Below are 8,653 nucleotides of genomic sequence, written 5' to 3'. Positions count from 1 at the left end.
CGGTGTTTCGCTTGCTGTGGTTGAACCTTAGCTCGTTCGTTTTCGCGGTGTCAAATCGGCCGGTTTCGGCTTCTCGGCTCCGCGACAAACTCGCTCAGCATTCAATTTGTGCTACCACCCGGAGCCGAGGCAGCACGCTGTGCTGCTGATTCGGTCCTGGGGGCTTGTGCTCGCAGCACTCCGTTCCGGTCTCTCTCCGGCCCGTTCCGCGCTGGCAGAGAGAAAGTTACACCCCGCCCCACGCGGAGACAAATCGGGGGGTCGGTTGCCGCATCTCCGCAGCTAGGCGTGGTGCCCCCACCGGGAACGGTGGATGCTGTGCCCGTGCAGCTCTCGCCTCGACCCGTCCGGTACGCGCTCCACGTCCTCGTGGTCGCGGCTTGCTACTACGTGGGCGCCGAGGTCGGCCTTCTCCAAGCGTTGGTCAACGACCAGGTGACGCCGTTGTGGCCGCCGACCGGTGTCGCCGTCCTCGCGCTGCTGCTCGGCGGGCTCAAGATGTGGCCGGGTATCGCGCTGGGCGCGTTCGCGGCGAACTCGTCCCTCATCGACCTCGGCGCGACCGTGCTCATCACCGCGGGCAACACCGTCGGCCCCGTGGTCGCGTACCTCCTGCTCAGGAGAGCGGGCTTCCGGCAGGAGATGGACCGCACCCGTGACGCGCTCGCCCTCGTGCTGTTGGGCGGGCTCACGGGCATGGCGGTCAGCGCGACGATCGGCGCGGGCACGTTGCTGGTGACGGGTGCGATCGACACCGCGCTGTTCTGGTCGACCTGGACGGTGTGGTGGACCGGTGACGCGCTGGGCGTGCTGGTGCTCGTGCCGATCGTCCTGGCGTTCCGCTCGCTGCGCCTGCGCAACCACCCCGTGCGCCGGTGGCTGGAGGCCGCGGCGTTGCTGGCGAGCACCGCGGTGGTGATGGCCGTGGCGTTCACGCACGACTTGCGGCTGATGTACCTGGTGTTCCCGTTCCTGATCTGGGCGGCGCTGCGCTTCCAGCACCTGGGCACGGCCCCGTGCGCCCTGATCGCGACGACCCTGGCGGCACGGGGCGCGGCCCGCGGCACGGGTCCGTTCGCGGATCTGGACCTGGTGGTGCGCATGGTGACGCTCCAGGCGTTCAACGGGACGGCGGTGTTGACGGCGCTGCTGCTGTCGGCGGTGATCGCGGAGCGCAACGCGGCGCGGGAAGCGATCGAGCGGACGGTGGCGCAGCTGTCGGACGTGGTGGCGCAGTACCAGCCGCTGGACCTGGGCGACCTGCTGCCGCCCAAGCCGCGGGAGAAGCGCTAGTGGACGTGGTGGTCGTCGGTGGCGGGCCGGCGGGACGGGCGTTGGCGCGGGCGTGCGCGGCGAGGGGTCTCGACACGACGCTGGTCGACCCGAACCCGGAGCGGCCGTGGCGGGCGACCTACGCGGCGTGGGTGGACGAGTTGCCCGCCGACGCGCCGGTGGCGGTCAGCACGTCGATGGCCCGTGCGGTGACGACGGCGGAGCACGTGATCGCGCGGGGTTACGCGGTGCTGGACAACGAGCGGTTGCGGCGGCTCCCGGAGGACGTCCGGGTGGTCGCCGGTCGCGTGGTCGCGCACACCGGCGGGACGGCGACGTTGGCCGACGGGCGGGTGCTGACCGGACGGGTGGTCGACGCGAGCGGCACGGCGGGTGGTCGGGCGGCCCAGACGGCGGTCGGCGTGGTGGTGCCCGCGAGGTCGGCGAGGCCGTTCGTGGGTGCCGACGAGGCGCTGATCATGGACTGGCGCAAGCCTCCCGCGGCCACGACGGCTGATCCGACGTTCCTCTACGCGATCCCGGTGTCGGCGGACGAGGTGTTGCTGGAGGAGACGTCGTTGGCCCGTCGGCCGGGCCTGCCGTTGCGCGAGCTGCGGCTGCGGCTGCACGCGCGCCTGGCCCGGCACGGCATCCCGGCGCCGCAGGACGAGGAACGGGTGCGCATCACGTTGGACGGGCGGCCGAAGGACGGCGCGTTCGGCGCGGCGGCGGGGTGGGTCCACCCGGCGACGGGGTACAGCGTGGCGGCGGCGTTGCGGCGCGCGCCGGTGGTGGCGGACGCGATCGCGGACGGACGGACCGTCACGCGTTCGGCGGCGGAACGCACAGTGCGCGGGTTGCGACTGAGAGGTCTGGAGGCGTTGCTGGCGCTGCCGCCCGACGACGTCCCGGAATTCTTCAACACCTTCTTCAAATTGTCCGGCAGTCTTCAACGCGACTACCTCGGCGGGCACGATGACCTGCGCGGGACCGCCCGCGCGATGCTCCGGCTGTTCGACTCGGTGTCGTGGGGTATGCGCGCCCGGTTGGTATTTCCTGTGCAATCGGCCAAAAGTGCGAGAACACCTGGTTAACGGTCTCGGCAAAAGAAGATCGACCGGGCACGATCGGGGCCGTGCCCGCCTTGCTGGATGACGTTCGCTTCGCCTTCCAGCCGTTGTTCAACCTCCACACCGGAGGGGTCGTGGCGGTAGAAGCGCTGGCCCGACCGCACGACGGCACCGTGCAGGACCTGCTGCGGATGGCCTTCCGCGCCGGGTACCTGGCCAACACCGACGTGGCGCTCGCGTGCCGCGCGGTCCGGCACGCGGCCGACCACGGCCTCGGCGTGCCGCTGCACGTCAACCTGCTCGCGTTGACGATCGCGGACAAGCCCGAGCTCATGGCCCCGCTCTACAGCGTGCTGCGCGAGGTCGGGCGCACGCCCGCCGACCTGGTGGTCGAGGTCGGCACGCCGTACTCGCGCGCGCCGCGCCGGCTGCTGGTCAAGGGCATCGAGCGGCTGCGCGAGGACGGGTTCCGGATCGGTCTGGACGGCGTGGGCGAGGGCGACTCGCCGTTGTCGCTGCTGACCGAGGTGCGGCCCGACGTGATCAAGCTCGACCGCGAGGTGGTGGTGGCGCTGCCCACCGACCCCTCCCGGTACGCGCTGGCCCAGGCGTTGCAGCACCTGTGCGAGCACATCGGGTCGCTGGTCGTCGCGGAGGGCGTGGAGACCGAGGCGCAGCTGGCCGCGCTGCGCAGGCTCGGGGTGCGGCTCGCGCAGGGCAACCTGCTGGCGAGCCCGCAGCGGCGGCCGAAGGTGGACGCGACGATCGCGGCGGTGCTGAGCGAGGTCAACGACCCGGAGGCGGTCACGAGCACGATGACCGCGCCGTTGCGGCGCAAGGCCGGGCCGAAGGTCACCGACTTCCTGCACCCGGCGACCACGCTGCCCGACTCGGCGACGTCCGAGGAGGTGCGCGACGTGCTCGCGAACCAGCCGACGGTCAGCGGCGTGGTGCTCGTGGACGACGAGGGCAGGCCGCGGTGGACGGTGGACCGCAACCGGTTCCTGCTGGCGGTGACGGGTCCGTTCGGGCACGCCCTGCACGCCAAGCGGGAGGCGGCGCGGCTGGCGGACCGGCCGAAGCTGATCGGGGCGGACTCGAGCGCGCTGGAGCTGCTGGACGTGGTGGCGCACGCGAACCGTGAGCGCACCAACGACGACCTGGTGGTCGTGGATGACGACGACCGGTGCCTCGGGGTGGTGCGGGTCGCGGACGTGGTGCGCGGTGTCGCCGAGATGAAGGTGGAGCAGGCGGCGGCGTTGAGCCCGTTGACGCGGCTGCCGGGCAGCGACTCGATCGCGCGCGAGGTGGACCGGCGCATCTTCAGCGGCGAGCTGTTCGCGGTCGGGTGGCTGGACGTGGACGCGTTCAAGCGGGTGAACGACTCGGCGGGGTTCGCGGCGGGTGACGACCTGATCCGGGCGATAGGGCGTGCGCTCACCGACGGCGCGACGTCGTACCCGGGCGCGCAGGTAGGGCACGTCGGCGGGGACGACTTCCTGGTGGTGGCCGGGTTGGACGAGATCGTGCCGTTCTCGGCGGGTGTGCTGGACGTGCCGTTCGAGACCGAGGGGCGCGGGGTGACGTTGTCGTTGGCGACGTTGATCTGCGCGGCCGGGTCGGTGGGGTCGTACCGGGAGGTCTCCCGGTTGCTGGCGCCGTTGAAGGAGCACGCGAAGTCGTTGCGGGGCACCAGTTGGGTGTTGGGGCGGCCGGGCAGCGACCACGTCGACGTGCTGCGTGGTGGGCCGCATCTCGCGGTAAGTTAGGAAGTTCACCGCAAAGCCGCATGTGCGGCACGTTCGGTTACTCATAGCATCAGGCGGACTACCCAGCGTTTGGGAGGTCCCGTGACCGAGGTCACCGCCCTACCGCTTCCGCGAGTCGTCTCGGACCTGCCGCTGTCGGTGGGGGTCGAGGAGGAGTTCCTGCTGGTCGACGCGAGCACCGGGGCGTTGGTGCCGTTGGCGGGCGAGGTGTTGCGCGACGCCCGTCCCGGGCTCGACCTGCAGACCGAGATGACGCTCTACCAGGTGGAGAGCGCCACCGGGGTGTGCCGGAGCATGGCCGAGGTGCGCGAGCAGCTCCTCGCGGCACGCCTGGCGCTCGCCGCGCTGGCGGAGGCCCGGGGCGCGCGCATCGTGGCGACCGGCACCCCGGTGCTCGGCGGCTTGCGCCCGCCGCCGTTGACCGAGTCCGACCGGTATCGCACCATCGCCGCCGAGTACGGGTCGTTGGTCGACGGGCTGACCATCTGCGGGTGCCACGTGCACATCGGGATACCGGACGAGGACACCGGGGTGCTGATCAGCAACCACCTGCGGCCGTGGCTGCCGACGCTGTTGGCGATCAGCGCGAACTCGCCGTTCGGGGACGGGCGCGACACGGGCTACGCGAGCTGGCGCTACCTGTCGTGGAGCCCGTGGCCGTCGGCGGGCGCGCCGCCGTGGTTCGAGTCGGCGGAGGACTACCACCGGAGCACGCGGGTGCTGCGGTCGGGCGGGGCGGCGTTGGACCCGGCGATGGTCTACTGGGACGTGCGGCTGTCGCACCGGCACCCGACGGTGGAGCTGCGGGTGTGCGACGTGGCGGCGACCGTGGACGAGGCCGTGGTGCTGGCGGCCCTGGTGCGGGCGATCGCCGTGATGGCGTTGGCCGGCGTGCCCGCTCAGCGCGTGCCGGACCTGGCGTTGCGGACGGCGTTGTGGCGGTCGGCCCGGGACGGGTTGGACGGCGCGGGGATCGAGCCGCTGAGCGGTCGGCTGGTGCCGGCGGTGGACATGGTGCGGGGGCTGGTGGACTGGACGCGGCCGGCTCTGCGCGGCGCCGGGGACGAGGACCTGGTGGTCGACGGCATCGACCGGTTGCTGTTGGACGGCACGGGTGCGGTGCGGCAGCGTCGGGCGTTCCGGCAACGCGGTTCGCTCGCGGACGTGGTCGACATGCTGGCCGCGCAGACGGTGTGAGAACGCCCCAGCGTCACGGTGACGGTGCGTCGGCATACCGGGCACTCCGTCGCGAGGAGGCCCGGCACGATGTCCGAGCACGCCGTCCCCCGTCCCACGCGCGCGCTCATGCCCACCCGGAAAGGCGGGGACAAGACCGCCCCCGAGGGCTTGTCGGCGGCCGTCGTGAAGTGGTGGGACATCACGAAGCGCTTCGGCCTGGTGGGGATCGACGGCACCTCGCCCTGGTCGTCCGAAGGGTCGGCGACGAGTACCACGGCGAAACCGTGCTGCCGCTGGCCGCCGCCCTCAAGAACGCCCGCTACTCGCCCGCCCGGACCGCGACTGGCTCAACCCGTAGCTGTCGAGGTGCTGGTCGCGCCCGACCGGCGCATGCTTGGTGGTACGCGAACAAGGAGGTTCGGCATGACCACCGCACGGGAGATCATGAACGCCGGTGTCCAGTGCGTCAAGGAGGACCAGAGCCTGCTCGACGCGGCGCGGATGATGCGTGACCTGGATGTCGGCTCGTTGCCGATCTGCGGCAAGGACGACAGGCTGCACGGCATCATCACCGATCGCGACATCGTGCTGCGCTGCGTGGCCGAGGGCCGCGACCCCGCGTCCATGAGGGCCGGTGACATGTCCGGTCACCTGCACTGGGTCGAGGCGGACGACGACCTGTCGCACGTGCTGCGGACGATGGAGGACAACCAGATCCGCCGGCTCCCGGTGATCGAGGCGCACCGGCTGGTCGGCATGGTGTCGGAAGCGGACCTGGCCCGGCACCTGGACGAGTCGCAGATCGCGGAGTTCGTGGAACGCGTCTACGCCCGCTGAGCAAAATTCCCTCAGCAGAAGGGCTTCGTGTCATCCCGCCGACCTGGCTCCGCCCTACCGCGCGTGTCAAGGAGGCCGTGCACCTCTACCTGTCGGTGTCCACTGATGACCGCCGCCTTGATGAGTGCGGTAGCCCGTAGGGAGGTCGGTGGGATGACACGAAACCCGGACCGACAACGGACCCGGCGCTTGACCTCCAAGCGGGGTCGTCCTGCTGGTCCGCCCGTCCGGCGAGGACTCTTGTGATCTTTGTGAACCCCCGGCGAGACCCCGGAATTGTCAGACCACACCGGTAAACTAAGAGCAGGGGTCCCCTTGCCGGGGACCCCTGCGAAGCATCAAGCAGCGCGCGGGCCAAACGGTGAACCCGTCGAGCAGTGAACCCGTCAGACCGTGAACCCGAGGGCGCGCAGCTGTTCGCGCCCGTCATCCGTGATCTTCTCCGGACCCCACGGCGGCATCCACACCCAGTTGATGCGGAAGTCGTTGACGATCCCGCTCGCCCCGCCACCGCCACCCACCAGCGCCGACCGCGTCTGGTCCTCGATGACGTCCGTCAACGGGCACGCCGCGGACGTCAGCGTCATGTCGATGAGCGCCACGTTCTCCTCGTCGACGCGGATGTCGTAGACCAGGCCCAGGTCCACGACGTTGATCCCCAACTCCGGGTCGACGACGTCGCGCATGGCCTCCTCGACGTCGTCCACCGCGGCCACGTCTGCCTTCGGCGCGGGCGGCTCGGGCATGCCCTCGATGCCGCGCACCACGTCTTCTTCGGCGGTCATGCCTTTGCTCCCTCGCTGCGCGCCACCGCGTCCTTGAAAGCCATCCAGCCCAGCAGCGCGCACTTCACGCGCGCCGGGTACTTCGCCACTCCCGCGAACGCGATGCCGTCCTCCAGGACGTCCTCGTCGGGCTCCACCTGGCCGCGGCCCTGCATGAGCTCGACGAACGCGTCCATCTTCTCGAACGCCGCGCTCAACGGCTTGCCGACCACCAGGTCGGTCAGCACCGAGGTGGACGCCTGGCTGATGGAACAGCCCTGCCCGTCGTACGACACGTCGCGCACGGTGTCGCCGTCCAGCGACACCCGCAACGTCACCTCGTCGCCGCACGTGGGGTTGATCTGGTGCGACTCGGCGTCGTACGGGTCGCGCAAACCGCGCCCGTGCGGGTTCTTGTAGTGGTCCAGGATGATCTCCTGGTACATCTGCTGCAGCTGCATCTCAGACCACCCCGAAGAACTTCTGCGCCTCGCGGACGGCGTCGACCAGGGCGGTCACCTCGTCCGGCGTGTTGTACAGGTAGAAGCTGGCCCGCACGGTGGCGGCGGCGTCCATCCGCCGGTGCAGGGGCCACGCGCAGTGGTGGCCGACGCGCACCGCGACGCCCAGGCTGTCGAGCACCTGGCCGGCGTCGTGCGCGTGGATGCCGTCGATGACGAAGGACACCGCGCCGCCGCGGTCCACCACGTCCGTCGGCCCCACGATCCGCACACCGGGCACCTCGGCCAGGCCGCGCAGCGCCAGCTCGGTGAGCTGGTGCTCGTGCGCGGCGATCCGGTCCATGCCGACGGCGTTGAGGTAGTCCACCGCGGCGCCGAGCGCCACGGCCTGCGACGTCATGGGCACGCCCGCCTCGAACCGCGCGGGCGGCGGCGCGAACGTCGACTGCGCCATGTGCACCATCTCGATCATGGACCCGCCGGTGAGGAACGGCGGCAGGGCCTCCAGCAGCTCACGGCGCCCGTACAGGACCCCGATGCCGGACGGGCCGAGCATCTTGTGGCCGCTGAACACCGCGAAGTCCACGCCCAGCGCCTTGAAGTCCACCGGGCCGTGCGGCACCGACTGACACGCGTCCAACACGGTCAGGGCGCCCACCGCACGCGCCGCGTCCGCGAGCACGCGCACCGGGTTGACGGTGCCCAGCACGTTGGACTGGTGGGTGAACGCGACGACCTTCGTCTTCGAGTTGACCAACGAGTCGATCTCGGACAGGTCGAGCCTGCCCTCGTCGGTCACGCCGAACCAGCGCAGCGTGGCGCCCGTGCGCGCGGCCAGCTGCTGCCACGGCACGAGGTTCGCGTGGTGCTCCATCTCGGTCACGACGATCTCGTCGCCGGGACCGATGCGGAACCGCTCGGCCTCGGGACCGGCGGTGGCCGCGTTGCCCATCGCGTACGCGACGAGGTTCACGCCCTCGGTCGCGTTCTTGGTGAACACGATCTCGCCGTACTGGACGCCCACGAAGTCGGCGATCTTCTGCCGCGCGCCCTCGTAGGCGTCGGTGGCCTCTTCGGCCAGCTGGTGCGCCCCGCGGTGCACCGCGGCGTTGGCGGTCTCCAGGAAGGCGCGCTCGGCGTCGAGGACCTGCCTCGGGCGTTGCGAGGTGGCGCCGGAGTCCAGGTAGACCAGCCGCTTGCCCTCCCGCACGGTGCGTCCCAGGATCGGGAAGTCCGCTCGGACGGTAGCGACGTCCAGCGGGGTGACGGTGGTGGTCACTGCTCCGACGCCTCCTCTCGGT

At 71.0% G+C, this 8,653-nt stretch carries 8 protein-coding genes; 5 read left to right on the top strand and 3 right to left on the bottom strand.

What is annotated here, in order from left to right; genetic code table 11:
* The first annotated feature begins 324 nt into the window (after positions 1 to 324).
* From AB0H12_RS28735 to AB0H12_RS28715, 5 genes are all read left to right on the top strand, one after another.
* The gene (locus AB0H12_RS28735) at positions 325 to 1,293 is read left to right on the top strand and encodes an MASE1 domain-containing protein (protein WP_499626951.1); all 969 of its coding nucleotides are present in this window, start codon (positions 325 to 327) and stop codon (positions 1,291 to 1,293) included.
* Positions 1,293 to 2,366, top strand: a complete 1,074-nt coding sequence (locus AB0H12_RS28730; protein ID WP_499626949.1) for a lycopene cyclase family protein — start codon at positions 1,293 to 1,295, stop codon at positions 2,364 to 2,366. Before AB0H12_RS28735 ends, AB0H12_RS28730 begins: the two co-directional genes overlap by 1 nt.
* A gap of 41 nt (positions 2,367 to 2,407) precedes the next feature.
* Positions 2,408 to 4,111: an EAL domain-containing protein gene (locus tag AB0H12_RS28725; protein WP_499626948.1), complete on the top strand. Its 1,704-nt coding sequence runs from the start codon at positions 2,408 to 2,410 to the stop codon at positions 4,109 to 4,111.
* 81 nt (positions 4,112 to 4,192) lie between these two features.
* Complete coding sequence (locus AB0H12_RS28720) at positions 4,193 to 5,308, top strand: carboxylate-amine ligase (RefSeq protein WP_499626946.1); 1,116 nt, start codon at positions 4,193 to 4,195, stop codon at positions 5,306 to 5,308.
* Positions 5,309 to 5,713: 405 nt separating this feature from the next.
* The gene (locus AB0H12_RS28715; protein WP_499626945.1) at positions 5,714 to 6,127 is read left to right on the top strand and encodes a CBS domain-containing protein; all 414 of its coding nucleotides are present in this window, start codon (positions 5,714 to 5,716) and stop codon (positions 6,125 to 6,127) included.
* A gap of 386 nt (positions 6,128 to 6,513) precedes the next feature.
* On the opposite strand, the gene AB0H12_RS28710 is transcribed toward AB0H12_RS28715, so the two are convergent.
* Genes AB0H12_RS28710 through AB0H12_RS28700 form a run of 3 tightly spaced genes read right to left on the bottom strand, consistent with a single transcriptional unit; the run spans position 6,514 to position 8,631 of the window.
* A complete protein-coding gene (locus AB0H12_RS28710; protein ID WP_230569118.1) occupies positions 6,514 to 6,912 on the bottom strand; it encodes a metal-sulfur cluster assembly factor in 399 nt (132 codons plus the stop codon).
* Entirely contained in the window at positions 6,909 to 7,352 is a 444-nt protein-coding gene (gene sufU / locus AB0H12_RS28705; protein ID WP_499626943.1) for a Fe-S cluster assembly sulfur transfer protein SufU, read from the bottom strand. Before sufU ends, AB0H12_RS28710 begins: the two co-directional genes overlap by 4 nt.
* Position 7,353: 1 nt before the next feature.
* A complete protein-coding gene (locus AB0H12_RS28700; protein ID WP_499626941.1) occupies positions 7,354 to 8,631 on the bottom strand; it encodes a cysteine desulfurase in 1,278 nt (425 codons plus the stop codon).
* Between the last annotated feature and the right edge of the window lie 22 nt (positions 8,632 to 8,653).

The organism is Actinosynnema sp. NPDC023794, from assembly GCF_040639675.1.
In the GTDB taxonomy this organism is placed as follows: domain Bacteria; phylum Actinomycetota; class Actinomycetes; order Mycobacteriales; family Pseudonocardiaceae; genus Actinosynnema; species Actinosynnema luteola.
This window is presented reverse-complemented; position numbering and strand designations above follow the sequence as displayed.